The organism is Peribacillus sp. YIM B13472 (assembly GCF_042788005.1).
Classification (GTDB): Bacteria; Bacillota; Bacilli; order Bacillales; family DSM-1321; genus Peribacillus; species Peribacillus simplex_E.
This window is the reverse complement of the sequence record NZ_JBHZPG010000029.1, coordinates 41,299-63,327: the sequence shown is the minus strand read 5'-3', so window position 1 is coordinate 63,327 and position 22,029 is coordinate 41,299. Positions and strand designations below refer to the sequence as shown.

At 38.3% G+C, this 22,029-nt stretch carries 20 protein-coding genes, 3 pseudogenes and 1 riboswitch; of the genes and pseudogenes, 16 read left to right on the top strand and 7 right to left on the bottom strand.

Features of this window, described 5'->3' with window-relative positions; genetic code table 11:
• Window positions 1-34: 34 nt before the first annotated feature.
• The 3 genes from ACFX4I_RS19580 to ACFX4I_RS19570 form a co-directional block, all read right to left on the bottom strand.
• Complete coding sequence (locus ACFX4I_RS19580; protein ID WP_377422481.1) at window positions 35-469, bottom strand: M67 family metallopeptidase; 435 nt, start codon at window positions 467-469, stop codon at window positions 35-37.
• Entirely contained in the window at window positions 453-602 is a 150-nt protein-coding gene (locus ACFX4I_RS19575) for a hypothetical protein (protein WP_377422479.1), read from the bottom strand. The genes ACFX4I_RS19580 and ACFX4I_RS19575 overlap by 17 nt, the downstream gene beginning before the upstream one ends.
• Before the next feature lie 192 nt (window positions 603-794).
• Window positions 795-1,943 carry a BMQ_0737 family morphogenetic spore coat protein gene (locus ACFX4I_RS19570; protein WP_377422477.1) on the bottom strand — a complete coding sequence of 383 codons (1,149 nt, stop codon included), beginning with the start codon at window positions 1,941-1,943 and terminating at the stop codon, window positions 795-797.
• Window positions 1,944-2,122: 179 nt separating this feature from the next.
• Here ACFX4I_RS19570 and ACFX4I_RS19565 point away from each other — a divergent pair, with 179 nt between their 5' ends.
• From ACFX4I_RS19565 to ACFX4I_RS19540, 6 genes and pseudogenes are all read left to right on the top strand, one after another.
• Window positions 2,123-2,461: a DUF1360 domain-containing protein gene (locus ACFX4I_RS19565; protein ID WP_377422475.1), complete on the top strand. Its 339-nt coding sequence runs from the start codon at window positions 2,123-2,125 to the stop codon at window positions 2,459-2,461.
• 474 nt (window positions 2,462-2,935) lie between these two features.
• Window positions 2,936-3,049 (top strand): hypothetical protein, encoded by a 114-nt coding sequence (locus ACFX4I_RS19560; protein ID WP_377422473.1) that lies wholly within the window; start codon window positions 2,936-2,938, stop codon window positions 3,047-3,049.
• Between the two features lie 280 nt (window positions 3,050-3,329).
• Window positions 3,330-4,340, top strand: a pseudogene (locus ACFX4I_RS19555) (NAD(P)-dependent alcohol dehydrogenase).
• A gap of 185 nt (window positions 4,341-4,525) precedes the next feature.
• Window positions 4,526-5,107, top strand: a complete 582-nt coding sequence (locus ACFX4I_RS19550; protein ID WP_377422471.1) for a GNAT family N-acetyltransferase — start codon at window positions 4,526-4,528, stop codon at window positions 5,105-5,107.
• Between the two features lie 129 nt (window positions 5,108-5,236).
• Window positions 5,237-5,797, top strand: coding sequence for an HPP family protein (locus tag ACFX4I_RS19545; RefSeq protein WP_377422469.1), 561 nt, complete (start codon window positions 5,237-5,239; stop codon window positions 5,795-5,797).
• A gap of 354 nt (window positions 5,798-6,151) precedes the next feature.
• Window positions 6,152-6,853 (top strand): annotated as a pseudogene (locus ACFX4I_RS19540) (DNA alkylation repair protein).
• Window positions 6,854-6,989: 136 nt separating this feature from the next.
• On the opposite strand, the gene ACFX4I_RS19535 reads toward ACFX4I_RS19540, so the two are convergent.
• The gene (locus ACFX4I_RS19535; RefSeq protein WP_377422467.1) at window positions 6,990-7,904 is read right to left on the bottom strand and encodes a DMT family transporter; all 915 of its coding nucleotides are present in this window, start codon (window positions 7,902-7,904) and stop codon (window positions 6,990-6,992) included.
• Between the two features lie 253 nt (window positions 7,905-8,157).
• Here ACFX4I_RS19535 and ACFX4I_RS19530 point away from each other — a divergent pair, with 253 nt between their 5' ends.
• Window positions 8,158-8,628 (top strand): Lrp/AsnC family transcriptional regulator, encoded by a 471-nt coding sequence (locus ACFX4I_RS19530; protein WP_098369458.1) that lies wholly within the window; start codon window positions 8,158-8,160, stop codon window positions 8,626-8,628.
• A gap of 626 nt (window positions 8,629-9,254) precedes the next feature.
• Here ACFX4I_RS19530 and dapA read toward each other — a convergent pair.
• The 3 genes and pseudogenes from dapA to ACFX4I_RS19515 form a co-directional block, all read right to left on the bottom strand.
• Complete coding sequence (gene dapA, locus ACFX4I_RS19525; protein WP_377422465.1) at window positions 9,255-10,151, bottom strand: 4-hydroxy-tetrahydrodipicolinate synthase; 897 nt, start codon at window positions 10,149-10,151, stop codon at window positions 9,255-9,257.
• Between the two features lie 134 nt (window positions 10,152-10,285).
• Window positions 10,286-10,464, bottom strand: a riboswitch (Lysine riboswitch).
• Between the two features lie 416 nt (window positions 10,465-10,880).
• Window positions 10,881-11,307 (bottom strand): annotated as a pseudogene (locus ACFX4I_RS19520) (MFS transporter); the annotation flags it as partial.
• 137 nt (window positions 11,308-11,444) lie between these two features.
• Window positions 11,445-11,732, bottom strand: coding sequence for a DUF2690 domain-containing protein (locus ACFX4I_RS19515; protein WP_377422463.1), 288 nt, complete (start codon window positions 11,730-11,732; stop codon window positions 11,445-11,447).
• Window positions 11,733-12,407: 675 nt separating this feature from the next.
• Between ACFX4I_RS19515 and ACFX4I_RS19510 the strand changes: the two genes are divergently transcribed.
• The 9 genes from ACFX4I_RS19510 to ACFX4I_RS19470 all read left to right on the top strand — a co-directional run bounded on the left by ACFX4I_RS19510 (window position 12,408) and on the right by ACFX4I_RS19470 (window position 22,027).
• Complete coding sequence (locus ACFX4I_RS19510; protein WP_230303256.1) at window positions 12,408-13,436, top strand: TRAP transporter substrate-binding protein; 1,029 nt, start codon at window positions 12,408-12,410, stop codon at window positions 13,434-13,436.
• A 36-nt stretch (window positions 13,437-13,472) separates the two neighbouring features.
• Window positions 13,473-14,045, top strand: coding sequence for a TRAP transporter small permease (locus tag ACFX4I_RS19505; RefSeq protein WP_377422461.1), 573 nt, complete (start codon window positions 13,473-13,475; stop codon window positions 14,043-14,045).
• Window positions 14,042-15,319 (top strand): TRAP transporter large permease subunit, encoded by a 1,278-nt coding sequence (locus ACFX4I_RS19500; protein WP_377422459.1) that lies wholly within the window; start codon window positions 14,042-14,044, stop codon window positions 15,317-15,319. Before ACFX4I_RS19505 ends, ACFX4I_RS19500 begins: the two co-directional genes overlap by 4 nt.
• 57 nt (window positions 15,320-15,376) lie before the next feature.
• Window positions 15,377-16,423 carry a TRAP transporter substrate-binding protein gene (locus ACFX4I_RS19495; protein WP_377422457.1) on the top strand — a complete coding sequence of 349 codons (1,047 nt, stop codon included), beginning with the start codon at window positions 15,377-15,379 and terminating at the stop codon, window positions 16,421-16,423.
• A gap of 24 nt (window positions 16,424-16,447) precedes the next feature.
• The gene (locus ACFX4I_RS19490; RefSeq protein WP_230303252.1) at window positions 16,448-17,698 is read left to right on the top strand and encodes a nickel pincer cofactor-dependent isomerase, group 22; all 1,251 of its coding nucleotides are present in this window, start codon (window positions 16,448-16,450) and stop codon (window positions 17,696-17,698) included.
• 64 nt (window positions 17,699-17,762) lie between these two features.
• Complete coding sequence (locus tag ACFX4I_RS19485; RefSeq protein ID WP_377422455.1) at window positions 17,763-19,967, top strand: dihydroxy-acid dehydratase domain-containing protein; 2,205 nt, start codon at window positions 17,763-17,765, stop codon at window positions 19,965-19,967.
• Between the two features lie 62 nt (window positions 19,968-20,029).
• Window positions 20,030-20,797, top strand: a complete 768-nt coding sequence (locus ACFX4I_RS19480; protein WP_230303250.1) for an IclR family transcriptional regulator — start codon at window positions 20,030-20,032, stop codon at window positions 20,795-20,797.
• A gap of 31 nt (window positions 20,798-20,828) precedes the next feature.
• Window positions 20,829-21,716 carry a fumarylacetoacetate hydrolase family protein gene (locus ACFX4I_RS19475; protein WP_377422453.1) on the top strand — a complete coding sequence of 296 codons (888 nt, stop codon included), beginning with the start codon at window positions 20,829-20,831 and terminating at the stop codon, window positions 21,714-21,716.
• 11 nt (window positions 21,717-21,727) lie between these two features.
• Complete coding sequence (locus tag ACFX4I_RS19470; protein ID WP_377422451.1) at window positions 21,728-22,027, top strand: UxaA family hydrolase; 300 nt, start codon at window positions 21,728-21,730, stop codon at window positions 22,025-22,027.
• Window positions 22,028-22,029: the final 2 nt, after the last annotated feature.

Sequence of the window (22,029 nt, the reverse complement as noted above, 5' to 3'; positions counted from 1 at the left end):
AAGGAAGAGGTGCGAGTATCTATTTGCACTAAATTCAGTTTAGGAATTTTAATTGTATCGGAAAGACCTTTCTTCCAGTTATTTGGAAACATTTTAATTCAGGGGTCGAATTTGCAAACGAAATAATAAGGTGAGCTACCTCTGGGTAGTTATTTAAGGAAATATCTCCTTCTGACGGATAAGCACAATCTGTTGGATGGGAATGGTAGATGCCAATCAAATCTTCATTCCTCCTATCGATAAGTTCAAATACATGACGAATTTGATCTAAATCCATCGAGTAGGAAAAGGAGCTCCTATTGACATTTTCCATCGGCCAAATTGTTTCTGCGACCCCATTTTCCCCCGAAAGCAGTCCACAGGCTTCATAAGGAAGTTCCCGTTTGCAATGAGAAATCAATTTTTGCCTAACTTGATTAGTGATGTAAAAAGTACCGGATGTCAAACTTAGATCATTTGTTTTTTCCACAGCAACCTTTTGCTCGTACTGGCCGAACCTGAAGGGTAGAGGGAGTGCTTAGTTGTTGTTGTTGTTGAGCGGGTTGCAGGTTGGAAATTCCTAATTTTCTTCTTACTTTACGTCTTAGCTTATCAGATGCCATTTTTTTCTCTCCTTTTATAGGTATGCTCTATAAATATGAAAACATGAATCCTTATGTAACCTAATAATTAATAAATGGGTCGCCTAAAATCCGTGATACATTTACTAAGTGGTGAAGTAAATAATGGTATCAGATTTTCCAATTTTCTTTACAAAAAAAAACCGAGAGAGTATCATCCCTCGGGTTTTTTTATTATCCTGGAAAACGATCGCAATCTCCTGTTTCAACTTCTAATCCAGGGTTAGCTACTTCTGTCAAAGCAATAGTAACAGTTGAAGTTGCGCCAGTTATTAAAAGTGTAGCAGTATCTCCTAAAGGATCAGCATCAGCTAGAGTTAGTGTGAATGACGCATTTTCTGGTACACCTCCGGCTGGTGTTATAACACCGGTACCAGTTACAGTAAGCCCAGTTACTACTCCAGCAGCATTTGTAACACATGTAGGCTGGCTAAAGTCATTGGCTGTAAACGTGAAGCTTTGGTCAATATCAGCATCTGGGGTTCCAGTTGGAGTAGGAGTAGGTCCTAATGTATCGATGTAGGTAACTTGAATCCTGCTACCAGAAAGGGTACATTGGTCACAAACTAGGGCAGTCAAATCTAAGTTTCCTGTTGTTGGACCACCTAGACCGTCCTCAAATACAAGGATGGATGCTTCGCCATTGAATTCTGCTGCACCTTGGCATAAGCAGTTAGTTGTCGGGAAGAAAGTTGGGCATTGTTGCGGGAATGGTTGTGTTGGGCACACGAACCCTTCTTCTTGAATTGGAATGACAGGACGTGGTCCACAGAACTTAGCCTCGACCTCAAGCTTAACCTCAGCCTCGACTTGAACATCTTTACACATGGTCACATCTAGTACAACCATATCACCAAGCATTTGATTTAAAACAACTGTACATTGAACATCGAAAATATTACAGTTGATTTCTGTTCCCTCTGGGAAACATAGGATTACTTCATCCATGAAACTAACAGGTACTACGAAATTACACCCTGGTAGTGGTGCTCCATTGCAAAAGAATTGGACGCGGATATGGACATGGAAGGCTAGGGAAACAATTTGGGCACCTGGAACACTAGGAATGTTAGCTGGAGTTGCTCCGATAAAATCACAGCTTCGTGTACCAGCTACTTCCGAACAAGTAGCTGTTATTGTGTTACCTTCATGGCGTGCATCTTCAATTGCTGCAAAACATTCCTCAGGTATTTGAACTTTATTGCGATCACGATTTGTTAGAACAACCCAGTCATATACTTTTGTAACACGAATACATTCAGGTCCGATGGGGTTCGGTACCACTTGTCGGCCCTGAATAGATTTGACGTTCCTTTTTTTCATCAAACATCTTTCCCTTCAGTATCAGGTTTTGAACACATTAACATACTATGGGGATATCTTTTTATGGGTACATTTTTCTTAGAAAATGGGCTAATAAAATTTCGGGATTTATAAATGTATATTTATATAATCAAAATTCAAATCATAAAATAGTAAAAGAAAGATTAGGAGGTGAATAGGTGTTGGCTATTGAATGGCTTGATTTTTTTATATTAATATTGGCTACCTTCCGGTTAACTCATTTAATTGTATTTGACGAAATCACTTCATTCATCAGAAAACCTTTCTTGACTGCCACCATCCAAGAAAATGCCTCTGGACAATTGGAGGAAATCATTGAAATAAAAGGGTCAGGACTTCGTTATTTCATAGGTTCGCTTTTAAGTTGTTATTGGTGTGTAGGGTTTTGGTGTTCCCTTATTACTGTACTTACTTATTATTATTTTCCTGCTGCTTTTCCAATCTTATTGGTCTTGGCTGTGGCGGGAGCTGCTGCTTTTATTGAATCTAAAGTATGAAAGTGCATTTTTCCTAATCGTGTAGAGGTAGACAAAGAAAAGCATTATGAACAATTATGTAATTTGATTAGCGGATATAGTTATTCAGACTAATATTGTATGCTGATCATCATAAAAGTGCTTTATAGACAGAGAGGCTTATATTCTTAGGTTAAAGTTTAGTCAGCTTGGTGCAGTGTTGTATATTGATAACAAGTACAAGGGGGCATTAAGTTCTATTGTTAAGCATCAGGAAAGCAAACGATTGATTAAAATCCATTCAATACGAATGGATTTTTTCTTATAAAAGGAATTGAAGGGGAATATAAAGTGGAGGAAAACTTCATTAAAAATACTTGTCGGCCGAGATCATTCGGGTGAGGCAATTATTATGTACTATGATGCCGAAGAAATCTTTAGCCAGTTTGACCCGCTGAAAATAGGCAGAAAACCCCTTTTCTTAGAACACAGCTTTTCTGCAAAGCATGTTTGAATATGGCTTCCTTGAAAACATGCCCCATAAATATGGAGATAGGTTTAAGTGGAACCAAAGTCCAGGAAATGCTCCGGAAGGGACTTATCCCGCCATTTGAGTTTACACGATCCTGAAGTAGCTGAAGTGCTTATTAGAGGCATGAAGATAAATGAAGGAGAGTAAGCTATTGTAAACACGTTTAAAGATATTATTTAAATGTTGCTCGCTTACTGGAATGGATCCGGAATAATACAAATGAAGTCCAAAGCTTAACTTAACATTCAAGAATTCCAGTTAACATTTTTTGGTTTGGATTGTAATTATTTGGTATTCGGGTTATTTTTTATTAAACACAAGTACCGTTATTGAAGATTCGTAGATATTAAGTAAATATAACGAATTGGAGGAGGATTAATGAAAGCAATCGTGTACACGTAAGGTCCCCCCCCCCGACGTTCTTCAATTGAAAGAGGTAGAAAAGCCTGCTCCTAAGGTAAATGAAATACTGGTAAAAGTGAAAACGAAAACGGTAACAATGGGGGATATTCGGTCTCGGAGCTTTACAGTTTCCCTCTCTGTTCTGCCTGCTCTGATAATAATGGCATTAAGGCGTCCCAAGAAATCCATATTGGGCCTGGAGTAATCTGGGGAAGTTGAGTCAGTAGGAAAAGATGCCAAGCTGTTTAAAGCAGGTGACCAGGTTTTTGCAGCTTTCCAAGTGGGTTATGGTGCTTATGCCGAGTATAAATGCATGCCTGAAGACGGGCCAGTTTCCTTTAAACCTATTAATTTATCTTTTGAGGAAGCCGCAGTCATTCCAATTGGGGCACGTATAGCATTGTTTTATCTTACAAAGCTAACATTCAGAGTGGTCAAAAGGTTCTTGTCTATGGTGCTTCAGGAAGCGTCGGAAGTTATTCAATACAAATTGCCAAGTATTTCGGAGCAAAAGTTTCAGGGGTTTGCTATACCGCGAATGTAGAATTGGTAAAATCTCTTGGAGTGGATAAGGTCATTGATTACACTTCAGAGGATTTTTCCAGCGATGGTGAGACCTATGATGTTATTTTTGAAGCAGTAAACAAGAGTCCGTTTTCAGCTTGTATGAAATCGCTGAAGAAGGACGGAACCTATCTAAATGTCACCGTATCGGTAACCGGTGTTAGAATGCTATGCACTAAATTGACAACCAGCAAGAAGCTGATATTGAGTCAAAATTCACCGGAAACCCCCCAAGCTCTAAACTTCCTCAAAGAACTTGAAGCGGGGAAGTTAAACGTGGTCATTGACAGATATTATTCGTTTGAAGAAATAGTTCAAGCCCATACATATGTAGAGAAAGGAAACAAGAAGGGAAATGTTGTAATAACTATAGAACATAACAGTACTTCCCTGACTACTGATATATCAGACTTCCATTTTTAAAAAAGGTCAACCAGTTTAAACCGGCCAACCTTAGAAAGCACCCTTTAGCTTTATAAGAGCTTGTTTATTATCTTGTTTCATTTATTATACAGTTGTTGCGCCACAAATTTATTGAGGAGAGCCCCTGATCGAAATAGGCCATGATTTTTAAAAGGAATTTAGTTTTAAGCAAAGGAAGTGTTAAAATGTTTCCTATATTAGAAACTGAACGGTTGATCTTGAGAGAATTGGTGGAAGGTGATGCATTAGATATATTAAAATGCTTTTCCAATCCAGAGGTATTACGATATTATGGGCAAACTCCATTAACAAATACAGATCAGGTGAAGCAAATCATTAGAAATTTTTCAAAGAATTTCGATGAAAAACGCGGTATTAAATGGGGAATTGAATTGAAAGGGAAGAAAGGCATCATTGGGACAATTGGATTTCAAGAATGGTCTCATGAACATAAGAGAGCAGAACTGAGCTATGCACTTTTCCCAAATGAATGGGGTAACGGTTATGCAACAGAAGCAGCCAGTAAGGTGATTTCTTATTGTTTTAAAGAGCTTGACCTAACGCGTATTGGAGCAGTTGTTTTTATTGAAAATAAGGCTTCCAGTAAGTTGTTGACAAATTTAGGTTTCAAAAAAGAAGGGATATTGAGAAATTATATGTACCAGAATGATGTTTCATTTGATACTAATCTATACTCTTTAATAACGCCAAATCCTCATAAAATAACAAACTATAATGAAGCTTCACAGACTAAGGGGGAGTATTAACTGTTTTATGGGAAAAAATGAAAATTCAGATATATATTTAAAAATTCCTTGTTTTCCTGTAAGATAACAATATATAAAAATCCTGTCGACTTGTCGACTTACTTAGAAAACGTGAGGAAAACATAAATTATGGAATTTGAAAAAAGTCTTGAAAAAAGTTGGAGTAATCAACAAAACGCTGGTTTAACAGCATATTTAAAGAAAATGAAGGGCGAAGCTAGAGAAAAAGACAGAATTGATTATATGGATTCCTTTGTTTCAGCTATAGGTGGACTCATTGCTATTATCATTATTAGTTTTATAGCTGTCTATATAGGATATCCTATGGCATTAGCTCCTCTTGGGGCGAGCTGTGTTATTGTTTTTGGTGCGCATAAAAGTCTCTTGTCACAGCCCCGTAATGTTATTGGAGGACATATAATCTCTACAACAACAGCCCTTATCATTTGGAACATCTTTGGTAAAAGCCTATTCATTATCGGTCTGGTACTGGCTATTGTATTAATTATAATGACTTTTACAAAAACCGTTCACCCTCCCGCAGCAGCTAGTGCCCTTGTTTCGATCAATTCTCAAGTTGGTTGGGGATTCCTGATTCCGATTGTAATAGGTACCTTATTATTAGTTTTTATATCGATGATTTATAATAATTTATTTCAAACAAGACAGTATCCAAAACACTGGTTATGAAAAACATATTTCAGATACTTTTATATGTGACTGTTTTAAAGCTCCCCGCTTATTGTACTGACTGCTTTACTTCAATAAGCGGGGAGCTATGGCTTTTCTTACTAATAGAATGAAAAACCTTTAGAATGAAAAAACTTACTTACCATCATATTACATGAAAAATAGCGTTTGATAATGATTTGCTAAAGCTTGATGGACAGTTGTAAAATCCCAGTAAAAAAGGTGAATGTTCATGTCTGAACCGGTAATAGAAGATTCTTACCAAATAAGTTTGCAAAATATTCTCCATCACTCACAGCATTCGATTTAGGAATTGAAATTCTTTTCGTTATCAAATGAAGGAAGTGCTAAGCGATGAATTTAGAGATGGTTATGCAGGAACTTGAAGCCTTGGCAAGGAACGAACTAAAAAATGTACATATCCAATGGTGCGCATGAGCCGCTTTTTGGCGTGGCTACAGGCGCTATGAAACCAATTGCAAAGAAAATAAAGTCACCGTTTAGCTGAAGAGCTTTATTCCACGGGGAACTACGATGCAATGTACCTTGCAGGCATTATTGCAGATCCAAAAGCCATGACTGAGTCGGATTATGATCGTTGGATGGATGCTGCGTATTTTTATGCTGTCCGATTTTGTAGTGGCCGTAACTTTAGCGGAGTCAGATATTGCACAAGAAGTTGCTGATAAATGGATCGCAAGCGGTGAAGAGCTGAGAATGTCAGCGGGCTCAGAGTTGCTACTGCTGGCTTTTAGGGAATCGGCTAGACGTTGAATTTTCCGAAAGCAAGATTTCCAATATGCTTGATATTGTGAAAAATACGATTCACGATTCGCCAGAACGAACGAAATCCGCTATGAATAATTTTCTATACACCGTGGGGATTTCATATTTGCCACTCCATGAAAAGGCAGTCGAGACTGCAAAGGCAATAGGGACAGTAGAAGTCAAAAACGGGACAAGAAAAAAAGCAGTTTTCTAAATGCTTACGAAAGTATTCAAAAAGAAGTCGATAAAGGAAGGCTTGGCTTTAAACGCAAATATGTAAGATGTTAAAATTAGCACTTTTTTATTAATTCATTATCCGGAAAGTTTTTGAACAAACGAGCCTGTATCCACCTTGGATCAGGCTTTTATGTATATATAGAAAATTAATCACGAGAGATATTACCTTTATAGACTTTGAAAAAAATCATGCTTGAATCTGCGATTGTCTGGAATTCTTTTTGAAAATCACCTTCGCTTTAAAATGTGAGAACAAATAACAGCCTATAATCACAATTCCACTACCAATTCCTTGTACCCACGTCATTTTTTCACCTAATAATAGAAAGGCTAAAATTGCAGTGAAAATAGGATTGAAATTCAAGAAAATACCTGATGTTGTTGTACCTAATTTTTGTACACCAATGTTCCAAAGTACCATACATGCTACAGTAGAGATAACGCCTGTATATAAAATAGATTGTATGAAAGAAGTATTTATATTAGACACTGTAAAATTAGAAAAATTAAACGGAAGAAGGACTATAAGTCCAAATATACCAGAATATAATGTAGACATCATGGGTGTAGTTGTTATCATGGCCCATTTGCTACAAACGGAATATATTCCCCAAACGCATACAGCAGCCATCATATATAAATCACCTGTATTAAATCGTAATGAAAGGAATAGATCAATATTTCCTTTTGAAAGTACAAGTATTACGCCAATAAGCGAAAAAAACATAGAAAACATTTGAAGAATATTAATTCTTTCTTTTAAAAAGAAAAATGAAAAAACAGCAATTGAAATCATGTTTAATGTTGATATTAATCCAACATTAGTGGCGGATGTTTTCTCTAAAGCTGCAAATTGTAATAGATTAAAGAGAACTACACCAGTAATTCCCATCAAAAATAAAGGAAGGATTGCACTTCGAGGGGGGAATATCTTTCTTTCTTTCCACCATACAATTGGCAAAAGACAACCAATAGCAATGATCCACCTTAAGCTTGTCAACGTCATCGGAGAAGCATGACCGACAAGCGATTTTCCTACGACAAAGTTTCCACCCCATAATAAACTTGTTAAAAGTAATAACGAAAAATAATAATACTGCATATCTTATTGCTCCTTTTCATCTTTCACAGTTGAAGTGAAAAAAGATCGAAGCCATTGTGCACAATGACATATCAATTTTCATAATTAATTACTACTAATTTTAACATTTTAGTTCGTTACTTTATATATTGTTTTGTATAATAGAAGAAACTTAAAATAATATTAAAAAATATTACTGATATACAGAATTAAATTAAGTTTTGCTATTGAGATGGTACCGTTTTTGGAACAATTGTAAAAGGAGTGACTATAAGTGGAATCTATCGTAAGCAAGGTTCTAGATAATGTTGATATTCAAATTTTAGATTTACTGCAAAAGGATGCACAGTTAAGCAATACTGAGCTTGCAAAGCGTGTCAAGTTATCTCCACCTGCTATACATTCAAGGATAAAACGTTTGGAAAATGAAGGATTTATTAATGGACAAGTAGCAATTTTAAACCAAGAGAAGCTAGGTTTTGATTTATTATGTTTTATTTTTATGAGTACGAATATACATCAAGCTGAAAAACTGGAAGTTTTGGAGAAGGCATTAGCTTCTATGTCAGAAGTATTAGAGTGCCATTGTTTAACAGGTGAGTATGATTATCTTTTAAAAGTGGCTAACAAAGATCGGAAGGAATTAGAAATATTTATTAGAAAGTTAAATAAATTAGGCATAACAAGAATTCAAACTAGCCTAGCTCTCAGAGAAATTAAATATTCAACGGTTTTACCCATATAGAAAAAAAGTCCCGTTCGTAAAGTACACTTTTACGAACGTTTTTTAATAGAACAAGAGAGAGAGAAAAGTAGAAGAAGGAATAAAAAAATGAAGTCCTAAGGACAGCGACTTCAGGCCAAGAGAAAAAAGGGGTTGGATAAAAAAACTTGTCAAAAAAAATAGCCTTTGCTAAACGAGAACATAGGCTATTTATTCAATATCAAGTTATATAAGTAAATATAAATCCATTTCTAAGTTGAACGAATGTTCGCTCGGAATTTTGAAAGTCAAAGCTATCAATTACTTTATTTCTTTTGAATGGATACTAAGGAACGACTCTGTCTTTCAATAATTACATATCATTATCACTAGAAATACTAAGCTTATGATCAATCCCCAATAAAATCAGTTCTATAGAAAATTTGAAATTTACAATTCCTACTGGATACACCAAATATTTTTCTTGAAAATGTAAATTCTGCTTTTTCCCTTAATCTTATAAAATTATTATATTGCTCAACTAGTTTAAGTACTTAGCCGTGCATTGATTAAAAAGCAGTACAATTCTTTAGGAGTTTGCACTGCTTTTTTAAATTTCGCCCGTTTATTATGATTTTTAATCACACTCGCTTAATGAATCATTAAGTTTATTTACTTAACAAAATTGCTTCTGCGTTACTCGGTTGTAGAGCTATTTGTAGTGCTCTTTTTTCTTCATGGTTTAAAGGGACCAATGGTAAGCGGACACCTCCAACATTTAACCCCCGCATATTTAATGCTGATTTTACCGGTGCTGGGCTTGGTGCAGCAAATAATGCTTTCATAATTGGAAGAAGGTTACGATGTGCAGTGGCACCACCTTGGACATCACCATTTTTAAAGCTATTGATCATTTCTTGCATTTCATTACCAATTATGTGTGAAGCAACCGAAACAATACCTGTTCCACCAATGGCTAAAACCGGTAATGTTAACCCATCATCGCCGCTGTACAATGTAAAATCGCTAGTTGTTTTGCTTATGATTTGTGCCATGGCATCTAAGTCACCACTTGCTTCTTTTACTGCCACAATATTGTTGATTTTCGAGAGACTAACAATTGTCTCTACTGACATGTTCACAACACTTCGTCCTGGGATATTATAAAGCATTACCGGTAATGATGTTGAATGGGCAATAGCACTAAAGTGCTGAAATAATCCTTCTTGAGACGGCTTGTTATAGTATGGGGTAACGAGCATGATTCCGTCGACTCCTGCTTCCTCTGCTTGTTTTGTTAAGCTGATAGAAGCCTTCGTGTTATTTGAGCCAGTTCCAGCTATGACTGGGACTCTTCCATCAACAACTTCTACAACAATTTTGAATAAATCTACTTTCTCTTCTTGAGTTAATGTAGGAGACTCTCCAGTTGTACCTGCTATTACTAATCCATCAGAACCATTAGCAATTAAATAATTTACTAAAGTTCTCGTAGCATTGAAATCAACCTCATCATTATGATTAAACGGGGTAACCATTGCGGTTAAAACTTGGCCAAAATTCATAACTTCACACCCTTTTGTATAATTTTTTAAAAAGTTCAGAGGTGGTTAGGGCCATTCAGGAGTAAACGCAAAAAAGCAACAACGAGGATTCGCTGCTGCAGTAGAAACAATATTTATCAAAAAAATGTTTCCGCGCATAAGATAGCCCTCCATATAGTTTCCTATATGACAGTCCTGCATTTATTCAATAGCAGAACCAGCTTCAAGAACATGAGATTCTTTCCGCTTCGGCAAATTCCCCTTTCCACAATAGTCATAGGATCTCATTCTCCTCAATATGTGTACTAATGGTCTTTGCTCCTCTATCCTCACTTCAAAAAGTATGAAGTAAGAAAATATTTAATTGACTGTAATATAACAAGGAATCCTTTTTATTGCAAGGCCAATTTAAAAATATTTTTTTAGAATACATGGATATTCAATGGAATGGATACGGTATAGGGGTTGGATTCATCTTTTTTAGTATTATGTAATCTCAACATTAATAGTTTTATAAAACAATCTGTATGAAAAGTTTCTCAGTTTTACAATTGATATATCTTATAGAAAATTAGTATTTATCTTATGAATACTTAGAATGATGATCAGGATGGGGAGGACAACATGATAAATACAAAACTAACAAAGGAAAGAAAAGATATGAAAATCCGTGACGTTTGGGAAGCAAGAAAACGGATCGCTTCAATGTAAGGAGGACTCCATTGATTCAATTATACTATCAAAATTGAAAAGGGTGGCCATTAATGACATCAAGCTAATGTTAACCAATCCAAAGATAAAATTATCTGTCGTCCAATAAAAACTGATCAGAACAATTGCTTGGACGAGGAAAACAAACCGGAGGCGTTCATAGCATTGTAGCTGGCCATTTTACCAGCGAGTAAGTTGCTGAAAATGGAAATAAATCCGTAGCCAAACAAGATCAAACTGATTGGTCCATTCCTTTCAGGATTGGAACGAGATACTGAAAAACAGCATCGTCGCTCCAAATCCATGAGATGGAATGATAAAAGCCATTAAGATTCGAAGGGGTTGTTAACAAAGAAAATTGATCACGCATTGAACTGCGAAATGTACTGTGCATAGCAGGCAAAATGAGAAAAGATGCCCAAAACGCAATTCCATCGAGAAAAGTCGTTAACAGGTAGGTTGCATTAATAACCCATTAATAACGACCAGTGTTCGCAGAAATAATGAGAGCCCCAGTTGAAGAATAAATGCCTGCCTTAGCCAAAGCATTATACGGATCTAAATTCCATAATTGTGCAGTATAACAGGATGTCTGGCCTTTCATTATCCATCCGTTACCACCGGAACTAGCACAACTTGTATTGCTCTCTTGGTCTTGCCATTAAAACTGTCAACCCAAACATTTGCATAATAATCGTAAGGAGCAGCCGAATAAAACTTTAAGTAACCCCACGCCGTATGACAATACGCACTTCCTTTTAGCTGCACATATCCAATTTTTACACCGTTTTTATAAATATATTCCGTTTCATAAGTGATTGGGCTTTTAGAAGCACAACCTGTCGAATAAGGGTTTGTATTATCGTAGGACAAGGCAAATGCTTTATTCACCGGTGCAATCGCAAAAAACAGTCCAAAGACAAGCGTTATTACCATCACAATATTTAATAATTTTTTTATAATAACCCCTCTCCTTTCCTTCTTCCAGACTTCACCATATGAAAATTGATATTTCCATGTACTTTGGAATCATTTACCAAATGTATAAATATTACCATAACTCAGATAACTACGTAGTTAAGGGATAGTTCCCCATTCCCATCAAGCAAAGGCAAATCATTATCACAAGTCCTAGTATAGAAAAAAATAAATACTCTTTTCCGTTCTGATTCTATAAATCTTGACTGGAAGGATGAGATTATGAAATGTTGAACCTCTACATATTAATTAGTGAAATAGAGGATTTGTTAAATTGTTATAAAATTCAAAAAATGGTTTGACATTAGTAAAAATGGAAGCTTATAATCAACGTAAGATTTCAAATTCAAAAACTTAGTTTTATATTATAGAACAAATTACCCTTCATTTTATTAATCGTTTAAAAAGTCATGAATCAACTAGAAAAACGTAATTAGAGGTGAAGTGTTTTCCTTACTCCGAATAAAACAAAAACGGAGTTTTATATTATAAAACAAATTAATTTTGGCTTATACAAGGGTGAGGAGAAGTTATTAAGATCAATCATAAATGATAACGCTTACAAAAAAACTTTAGGGAGGGTTTTTATTGAAAAAAAGAAAGTTTTTTGTATTCTCCACAAGCTTAACTCTAGCAATGGCATTCCTTTTAGCAGGATGTGGTGGAGGCGAGGGAGAAAAAACCAGTGGATCTGGAGTTGAAAAGAAAACGATTAAAGTGGCACATTATTTTGCTGAAAATCATCCTCAAAACATTGCCTTGAAAGAAAAATTCAAAAAAATGGTTGAAAAGGAGAGTAATGGTGAACTAGAGGTTCGGATTTATGCGAACAGTACATTAGGTGCGGAAAAAGAATTTTATGACGGCGTCAGAAATGGAACGATCGAAATGGGTGTTCCAGGACTAATTATGCAGTCGGACATTCCTAAAATGGGTGTTCCGGAATGGCCCTTCCTATTTAGGGATTACGATCATGTAAAGAAGGTATTGAATGGACCTATCGGAGAGGAATTGACAGAAGAGCTTGATCCAAAACATGGAGTGACACCGCTTGCTTGGAGTGCAAACGGATTTAGGATGTTTTCGAGTAATCGTCCAATTAAGAGTATGAAAGATTTTGATGGACTTCGACTCAGAATGCCGAACATCCCGAATTACATAAAATTAGGTGAATCATTGGGAGCGAACGTTAGCCCATTACCTATTTCAGAAGTTTTTACCGCACTTGAACAAAAGGTAGTTGATGCTCAAGATAATCCCATTGCCACGCTGAGATCCTCGGGATGGAATGAAGTTCAAAGTGATGTATTAGAATCCAAGCATATGTTCAGCCCCAATATTTACATTATCAATAGCAAATTCTATAAAGGGCTAACAAAGGAGCAACAAAAAATCATTCAAAAAGCAGCAAAAGAGTCGGCAGCATATGAGTTTGAATTGATGGAAAAAAGTTATGATGATGACAAAGCATATCTTAAGGATAATGGAATCAAATTCACTACGCCTGACGAAGACTTTTCAGAAAAAATGTTAAAAGCATCTCAACCTGTTTATGATGAAGTCTTTGAGGAAAATGACTGGGCGGAGGAGCTCGTCGGAAAAATAAAAGCAGAATGAAGCAGGCACTCTAGATAGGAAGGGGGAGATGTATAGGTGAATAAAATATCCAGAATCTTGGAAAATTCGTTAAACATTATTATGGCAGCTGCATTAGCAATAATGGTCGTACTCGTGTTTGGTAATGTAGTTCTTCGTTATTTCTTTAATTCAGGGATTACTTGGTCAGAAGAAATGTCAAGGTATCTCTTTATTTGGTTGACGTTCCTCGGCGCCATCGGAGCTTTCAAAAACAAAGAACACTTAGGTGTCGACATGGTCATTAAACGGCTCCCGAATAAGATGAAAAAAGTGGTACTAGTTATTAGTGATTTGATGATGTTATTCGTTCTTCTCTTAATCCTGGATGGAAGCTGGAAAATGACTATGATAAACATTGATAGTGCTGCACCGGCCACTGGAATGCCACTGGCTTTTGTATATGGGACAGGCATTCTTGTAAGTGTTTCAATGGGCAGCATGATCATTTTCAATTTGTATCGGATTTTCTTCAATAAAATTAAAGACGAAGAATTGGTGATGATAAGTGATTCAGAAGAGCTAATTTCCCTCCATGCTGATGAATTTGAGTCAGATATTAGGATAGTTAAGGAGGAGAAGCAGGGATGATAGGTGTATTTGTCGGATCATTACTGGGAGCCATGGGACTTGGAATACCTATTGCATTTGCCTTACTTGTTAGTAGCGTAGTGCTTATGTACTTTCTTGGTATTTTTGATAGTCAAATTATCGCACAAAACCTAATTAGTGGCGCGGATAACTTTCCTCTAATGGCCATACCGTTCTTTATGCTGGCAGGAGAGGCGATGAATCGGGGCGGTTTATCACGGCGTATCGTTGAGATGGCAATGAATTTGGTTGGCCATATCAAGGGAGGCCTTGGCTATGTTGCGATCATTGCGAGTGTGTTGTTTGCGAGTTTATCAGGGTCTGCTGTTGCCGATACGGCAGCGCTTGGGGCAATATTAATTCCAATGATGGTGAAGTCTGGTTATGATGTGAACCGGTCAAGTGGCTTGATTGCATCAGGTGGTATCATTGCCCCGATCATTCCCCCAAGTATTGGCTTTATCATTTTCGGTGTCGCGAGTGGTGTGTCCATTACAAAGCTGTTCATGGCAGGAATCGTTCCAGGTATTTTACTAGCGGTTGGACTTACGGTTACGTGGGCCATTGTTGCACGAAAAGATAAAGTCGCCGTTAACCCTCGAGCTTCAAAAAAAGAAATACTTACTTCTTTTCGTCAAGGCATTTGGGCTCTATTCCTGCCCGTCATTATCATTGGTGGATTGAAATTCGGTTTATTTACACCTACTGAAGCGGCAGTGGTGGCTGCAGTCTATGCAATATTTGTCGGTCTTGTAATCTATCGCGAAATGAAAGTGAAAGATTTGTATGAGGTCTTTGTTCATGCAGGAAAAATGACGAGTGTTGTCATGTTTCTGGTCGCTGCAGCACTCGTGTCATCCTGGCTGATAACTGTAGCTGATTTACCTGGTCAGGTAATTGGATTGCTGGAGCCATTTATGGATCATCCATTCCTTCTATTAATAATGATAAACCTATTGGTTATCGTAGTTGGAACTGCTATGGATATGACGCCGACAATCCTTATTCTAACACCTGTCTTGATGCCATTGGTGGTCGCTGCAGGTATTGATCCAGTTTACTTTGGTGTCCTGTTTATCCTGAATAACGCCATCGGTTTACTTACACCACCTGTCGGAACCGTTTTAAATGTCATGTGCGGCATCAGTAAGATCAGTATGGAAGATATCATGAAGGGGATTTGGCCTTTCTTGCTCGTTGAAGTGATTATATTGATCTTGTTGATTTTGTTTCCTTCCTTAGTGCTGGTTCCTCTAGAATGGTTTACCTCCTAACGGAATTAAACAAGTAATTGGGTCTGTATTGATATTCATCTTATTAATAGGAGGAAAATGAAAATGAATAATTTGTTCAAACGTTTGGCGGTTGGAGTTTTACTGCCTTCATTACTACTATTAAGCGCTTGCGGAAGCGGACAAAATGAAAGCGCTTCAGCTGACGGTATTCAGAAAAGAACAATCAAAGCAGGAATCGGAAATAGTAAAATGCATCCACAAGGAAAAGGAATGGAGAAATTTAAAGAACTGGTTGAAGAAAAAAGCGGTGGGAAAATGAAAGTCCAAAACTTTTTTGATGCCACCCTCGGAGATGATCAGAAAATGACAGAAGCACTTCAAGGCGGTTTACAGGAAGTAACAGTGCCTTCAACTTCTCCACTTGTTGGTATGATTAAGGAATTTGGAATTTATGACTTCCCATTTGTCTTTAATAATGAAGAAGAAGCTTATACAGTACTTGATGGTGCAGTAGGAAAAAAACTTTTGGATAAATTACCGGAACATGATTTAGTAGGTTTGGGATACTGGGAAAACGGCTTCCGAAACTTAACTAATAGTAAACATCCGATAAAAACGGCTGACGATTTCAAAGGGCTTAAACTTCGTACCATGCAAAATGAAGTGCATTTAGATGCATTTTCAAAGTTAGGGGCGAATCCATCGCCGATGGCCTTCTCTGAAGTATTTACTGCGTTGGAGACCGGCACTGTTGATGGTCAGGAGAATCCACTCGCTACAATTCAAACGCAAAAATATAATGAAGTGCAAGAATACTTAAGTCTTACAAATCATGTTTATACACCATTTGTATTCCTTGTAAGTAAAAAGTTCTGGGATGGCCTATCAGAGCAAGAGCAAGAAATCATGAGTGATGCCGCACAAGAGGCTGGAAAGTATCAACGGGAAGTTAACCAGAAAGAAAATGAAAAAGCACTTAAGTATCTAAAAGAAGAAGGAATGAAAATCAATGAAGTAGAGCCGGAAGAAATGGAAAAAATGAAGAAAGTCATCCAACCAGTAACGGACGAATATGCTCAAAAATTCGGGCCGGATCTTGTAGAGGAAATGATGAGTGAAGTTGAAAAAGTACGCAGTAAATAATCCAGACTGTTTGGAGGGTAGAAAATGGATATTATCTCTGAACTTTTACGTGAAATCCAATTACCGAAAATGGTCAAAGTGAGGCAGAAATTTCGTACACCTCAAATCGCTGATGTAGCTGGTGAGGTGAGGAAGGCGATAAAAGAAGCAGGTGTCTTATCAAGAATAAATGAAGATGACAGGGTGGCAATTGCAGTAGGAAGCAGAGGGGTAGCGGACCTTCCTACTCTAGTAAGAGAATCGGTGGCTGCCGTTAAGGAGGCTGGTGGCAATCCTTTTATAGTCCCTGCAATGGGAAGCCATGGGGGCGCTACAGCGGAAGGACAAATCGATGTGTTGCTTCAGCTGGGTATTTCAGAAGAATCGGTTGGAGCGCCAATACTGTCATCGATGGAAGTTATTAAACTGGATGAATTGCCAAATGGGCTCCCTGTCTATATTGATAAGCTTGCATATGAATCAGATAAAATCATAGTCATTAATCGGATAAAACCACATACGGCATTTCGTGGACCGGTTGAAAGCGGACTTATGAAAATGATTACAATCGGTTTAGGCAAGCAAAAGGGAGCCGAAGCTGCACATGCGTACAGCTTTAAGTATATGGCGGAACATGTCCCTGAAATGGCGAAAATTTCTTTAGCGAAAGCTCCTATCATATTTGGTCTTGCGACTATTGAAAATGCCTATGATAAACCAGCGAAAATCGTCGCAGTCCCAGCAGAGGAACTGGAGGAAGTGGAACCGGGACTATTGCTTGAAGCAAAATCATTGATGCCAAAAATCCATTTCGATTCGATCGACGTACTTATTGTAAATGAACTCGGAAAGGATATTTCGGGTGATGGAATGGATCCGAATATTACGGGGAACTTCGCCACTCCATATGCTACCGGGGGGCCAGAGGTTAAACGGACCGTTGTACTTGGACTTACTGAAAAAACTCACGGTAATGCAAACGGCATCGGCATGGCTGATATGACGACGAAGGCCGTCATGAATGAAATCGAATGGGAAAAAGGCTATGCCAATGCACTCACAAGCACAGTGACAGATGTAGTAAAGCTCCCGATGTTTTTAGATACGCAGGAATTAGCTGTTAAAGCTGCTATCAAAACGTGCAATGCCTTCGATTTGAATAAAGTGAGAGTGGTAAGAATAAAAAATACGCTTGAAATCGGTGAAATTTGGATTTCTGAAAGCATGATGGAAGAAGCTTTAAAAAACAAAAATATAGAGCTCTTTTCAGAACCAGAAGAATTGGCATTAGACTAAAAACCTTCGTTAATATTTTTAGAGAATGGAAGAATTCATTTGAAATCAGAAAAGGAGTGCTGAGATGACACACCTATATCCACTAATTGATAACGAAATAAACCCTTACCGCGATAATGTACAGGGAAAAGCAAATGAACCCATTACGGTTGCGGGTTTGTTGGACCGTTCGAAACTGACGCTTGGCTCCACATATGAAGGGGGGAAGCCTGATTGGACGCTTGAAGAAATTTATATGCGGCTCGAGAGGAATGCCCCGCGTATCGCAATTATCGGTGGCTCGTCCGATCATCCGGCCCACATAATGGATTACCAAACGTCGGCACGGGCAGCAATCCGTATCTGGCAAAACGGCGGTGTGCCGTTTCATTTCTCGACACCGGTAATGTGTGATGGAACTGCGCAAAACAATCAAGGAATGAGTTACTCTCTCCAGAGCCGAAACGCGGTTGCACAAATGGTTGTCAACCAGCTAGAAGCTCACAGTTATCATGGTGCATTCGTCATTCAAGGGTGTGATAAGCAGCCTCTTGGTGTTGTAAGTGCACTCGCACATGTTGATCGTGTTCGCCGAAACCGTGGCGAAGCCCCCTTTTTCGCAACATTCGCACCTGCTCACGTATTAGAAGGCGGTTCGATTCCAGCTGACGTGATCGAGGAATTGGAAACTCTTGCGAAAAAAGCGGAAAGTAAAGGAGCTACTGATGTAGCCGTTGATTTACGAGATACGATGGCATATATATTGCAATGTTCATCGAATACTGCTTTTCAGGGCGTGTTTGAAAGGGCGTATGAAAGAGGAATATTGACGAAGGAACAGCATAAATATTTTGAAATGAGACTTGCTGTCGCAACATGTGACGGGCAGGGAGGTGTATGTGCCTTCAATGGTACGGGGAATAGTTCACGTCATTTAGTGGCAGGCATGGGTCTCGTTCATCCAGCCGTGGAGCTGTTAACCGATCCACCAACACAGCGCCAGATTAACTCGGTGCTTGATAGCTTTGCCGGCATGATAAACGAAGAGCGCTATGGCGTGGCCAACATTGTCGCTGCGAACATAAAAAATGCAATCCGTATTCACAGCGCTTCGGGTGGTTCCACTAACTTAATGATGCATATTGTCGCAGGCATGCTTTATGCAGGATTCAAATTCAGCTTATGGGACCTTGACCGCATTCATCATTCACATCCAATTCCTGACTTATTTGATTACAGTTTGACAGAAGGAAGGGACATTTATTCACTTGCGATGCAGTGTTGCAGCGGGACAAGCAGAGGAATGGAAACACTTTTTTATGAACTTATCGAGAATGGTGTACCAATGGATCAGGATGCGCCGACTGTCGCAGCAAAAACTTGGAAAGAACGTCTTGCGATTACAAGTAGCCTAAAAGCGGTTAATGTAAAGAAAAATCAGGTCATTTTATCCAATCCACGACGTGGATTCAGCGGTGTTGATGTATTAAAAGGAAACTTCTTTGAAAGCGCCGTTGTGAAAATCAGCGGAATGCCGACACCACAGCTTGACCAATTCGATGATAAGCTTGCATTTGTCCTTTATTACGAAAATGAAGATGATGCAAATAAAAGCCTGCTCGATTCAAATCTGCTTTTAAAAATAAAAGAGCAAAAGCTTTTCGAACATAATCTATTGCTCGAATCTCTTAAATACAACAATGAGCCGGAATGGTCTCTTCTAAAAACTGCTACATATGGGGAGTTATTTGACAGGATGGTTGAAGAAGGCACATTGAAAATTGCGGTCATTATCTCAGGGCAGGGGCCAGTAGCATTCGGAATGCCGGAAATGTTTACACCAATGCAACACATCAATGCAAATCGTGTTATGAAAAAAATCGGTACAATCATTAGCGACGGCCGCTATTCAGGAGTCACATATGGTGCTGCTATAGGACATATGACACCGGAATCGTATGAAGGCGGCGGCATAGGTTTACTTAAATCAGGGGATGTAATTCACCTTCAGCTTCGTAATCGACGGATTGATTTTGTAGATGCTACTCAACTTCATTCAGGAAAGGTTGTTCATGATTTTGCGGATCATTTTAAAGAAGAAAGACAATCATTGGCAGCTGAACGCAAGCAGCGGATGAAAGTTAGACAAAAAATGGTTGCGGCCAGCAACAGGATGTTTGGACATACAGATGCAGCAAATGGCGTCGTTCCAATCGCTGTCATTGAGGATGCGGTACTTGATTATGAACAGGATATCTTACTTCAAGAAAAAAAAGTTGAAATAAAGTGAGGAATGCTCGTCATAAATCCGATAAGATAAAGGTAGACAGATTATAAAAGGAGTGAGGAACGATGCCTATCATCCAATCGGTGGAGCGTGCCTTGAAAATATTGGATTTATTTGATGAGCGTGAGCGCGAACTAACTATCACAGAGATAAGCAAGCGAATGAATTTACATAAAAGTACGGTTCATTCACTATTAAAAACCTTACAGGAGCATCACTATATTTCACAAGGCGAAGAAAATGGAAAATACTCGCTAGGATTAAAGCTATTGGAGAGGGGAAGCGTTGTTGTGACCCATCTCGATTTGCGCAACGTAGCAAGAAAACATCTTGAATGGCTTTCAGCAACAACGAATTTAACGCTGCACCTTGTCATATTAGACGGGCAGGAAGGTGTCTATGTCGATAAAGTGGAGGGCACTGGGGTAACGGTCCTCTATTCCCGTATTGGCCGACGTGTTCCGATTCATACGAGTGCAGTTGGCAAATCTCTTGTTGCAACAAAAACGGATAGTGAACTGGATTTGCTCTTGGACGGATATGATTATACGGGACCGACCGAAAGATCGATTAGATCCAAGGAGCAGTTTTTAGCGGAAATCGAAAAAGCACGCATTAATGGCTATTCAATGGATAATGAAGAAAACGAACCGGGCATTTTCTGTCTTGCTGTACCGATAAAAGATTATTCAGGAAAGGTTATCGCTGCAATGAGTGTATCGATGCCTGCTTCGAAAGTAAATGAAGAAACACATGAGTATTATGTACGTCTCTTAAAGGAATGCAGCAGTAAAATTTCGCAGGAGCTCGGTTATGAATATCAAAAAATATAAATGAGGCCTGCCATTTAGGAGGAACTAGAAAATGAGAATTATTCGCTATGTAAAAGAAAATAAGAAACAACTTGCTGCCGTTACAAACGAAAACAATGTGGTGGACCTTCCATTTACGGATTTTATGTCGTTGATTACAACGGCACGTCATGATAACAGAACGGCGTTTGACATTGTAAAACAAATTATTGCCGAAGGGGAAAAGCGGCCATTGGAAGGTCTTCAATTAACAACGCCTATCGACGCACCGGAAGTATGGGCATCTGGCGTTACGTATAAGAAAAGCAAGGAAGCACGTAACTACGAAGCTACACAAGGAAAGCTGGACCGCCAAACTTTCTATGACAAAGTTTATGATGCAGTGCGTCCTGAGATTTTCTTTAAATCGACTGCAGCAAGAACCGTGGGCCCGAATGATCCGGTATACTTGCGTTCAGATTCAAAATGGCAAATTCCGGAGCCGGAACTTGGTCTTGTCATCGATAAAGAGGGAACGGTACTTGGATATATCGCAGGTAATGACATGAGCTGTCGTGATATTGAAGGTGAAAATCCGCTTTATCTTCCACAGGCAAAAGTATGGAAAAACTCTTGCTCCATTGGACCGGCCATCTTGTTAAAAGAGGCTGTTCCGGATCCATATGAGCTTAAAATCATGTGCCGTATTTATCGAAATGAAGAAAAAGTATTTGAAGGTGAAGCGAAGGTAAACCAACTGAAACGAAAATTGGAAGAGCTTGTCGACTATTTAGTCTTAGATAACACTGTTTTTGACGGATCAGTGTTACTTACAGGTACATGCGTGGTTCCGCCAAATGAATTTACATTGAAAGGCGATGACCGAATCGAAATCGAAATACCAGGGATTGGAGTATTAAACAACCCGGTTATCCAAAGTAAAGCAGTTCAAACAATTTAAGGGGTGACAAAATGGGCGAGTATAAAACACTTTACTTAAGTACGAAAGATAGTGTAGCTGTCGCTTTATCCGAAATCCCTGCAAACACATCAGTAGTTGTGAAGACAGACCTTGAAGAACTTGTCGTACCCATTCTTGAACCGATTCGTTTTGGACATAAGTTCGCAGTCAAAGCCATCGAACAAGGAGCAGACATAATTAAATATGGGGAAGTCATTGGGGCAGCCTCAGCTTTTATTCCCGCTGGTGCACATGTTCATGTACACAATTTAGAAGGTAAAAGAGGAAGGGGTGACAAAATTGCTGAATGAAA

Bases quoted from the DNA above. Each gene is read 5' to 3' on its own strand.
- ACFX4I_RS19575 (WP_377422479.1), bottom strand. From the start codon at position 602: ATGGCATCTGATAAGCTAAGACGTAAAGTAAGAAGAAAATTAGGAATT.
- ACFX4I_RS19570 (WP_377422477.1), bottom strand. From the start codon at position 1,943: ATGAAAAAAAGGAACGTCAAATCTATTCAGGGCCGACAAGTGGTACCG.
- ACFX4I_RS19560 (WP_377422473.1), top strand. From the start codon at position 2,936: ATGGCTTCCTTGAAAACATGCCCCATAAATATGGAGATAGGTTTAAGT.
- ACFX4I_RS19550 (WP_377422471.1), top strand. From the start codon at position 4,526: ATGTTTCCTATATTAGAAACTGAACGGTTGATCTTGAGAGAATTGGTG.
- ACFX4I_RS19545 (WP_377422469.1), top strand. From the start codon at position 5,237: ATGGAATTTGAAAAAAGTCTTGAAAAAAGTTGGAGTAATCAACAAAAC.
- ACFX4I_RS19535 (WP_377422467.1), bottom strand. From the start codon at position 7,904: ATGCAGTATTATTATTTTTCGTTATTACTTTTAACAAGTTTATTATGG.
- dapA (WP_377422465.1), bottom strand. From the start codon at position 10,151: ATGAATTTTGGCCAAGTTTTAACCGCAATGGTTACCCCGTTTAATCAT.
- ACFX4I_RS19500 (WP_377422459.1), top strand. From the start codon at position 14,042: ATGATAGGTGTATTTGTCGGATCATTACTGGGAGCCATGGGACTTGGA.
- ACFX4I_RS19495 (WP_377422457.1), top strand. From the start codon at position 15,377: ATGAAAATGAATAATTTGTTCAAACGTTTGGCGGTTGGAGTTTTACTG.
- ACFX4I_RS19490 (WP_230303252.1), top strand. From the start codon at position 16,448: ATGGATATTATCTCTGAACTTTTACGTGAAATCCAATTACCGAAAATG.
- ACFX4I_RS19485 (WP_377422455.1), top strand. From the start codon at position 17,763: ATGACACACCTATATCCACTAATTGATAACGAAATAAACCCTTACCGC.
- ACFX4I_RS19480 (WP_230303250.1), top strand. From the start codon at position 20,030: ATGCCTATCATCCAATCGGTGGAGCGTGCCTTGAAAATATTGGATTTA.
- ACFX4I_RS19475 (WP_377422453.1), top strand. From the start codon at position 20,829: ATGAGAATTATTCGCTATGTAAAAGAAAATAAGAAACAACTTGCTGCC.
- ACFX4I_RS19470 (WP_377422451.1), top strand. From the start codon at position 21,728: ATGGGCGAGTATAAAACACTTTACTTAAGTACGAAAGATAGTGTAGCT.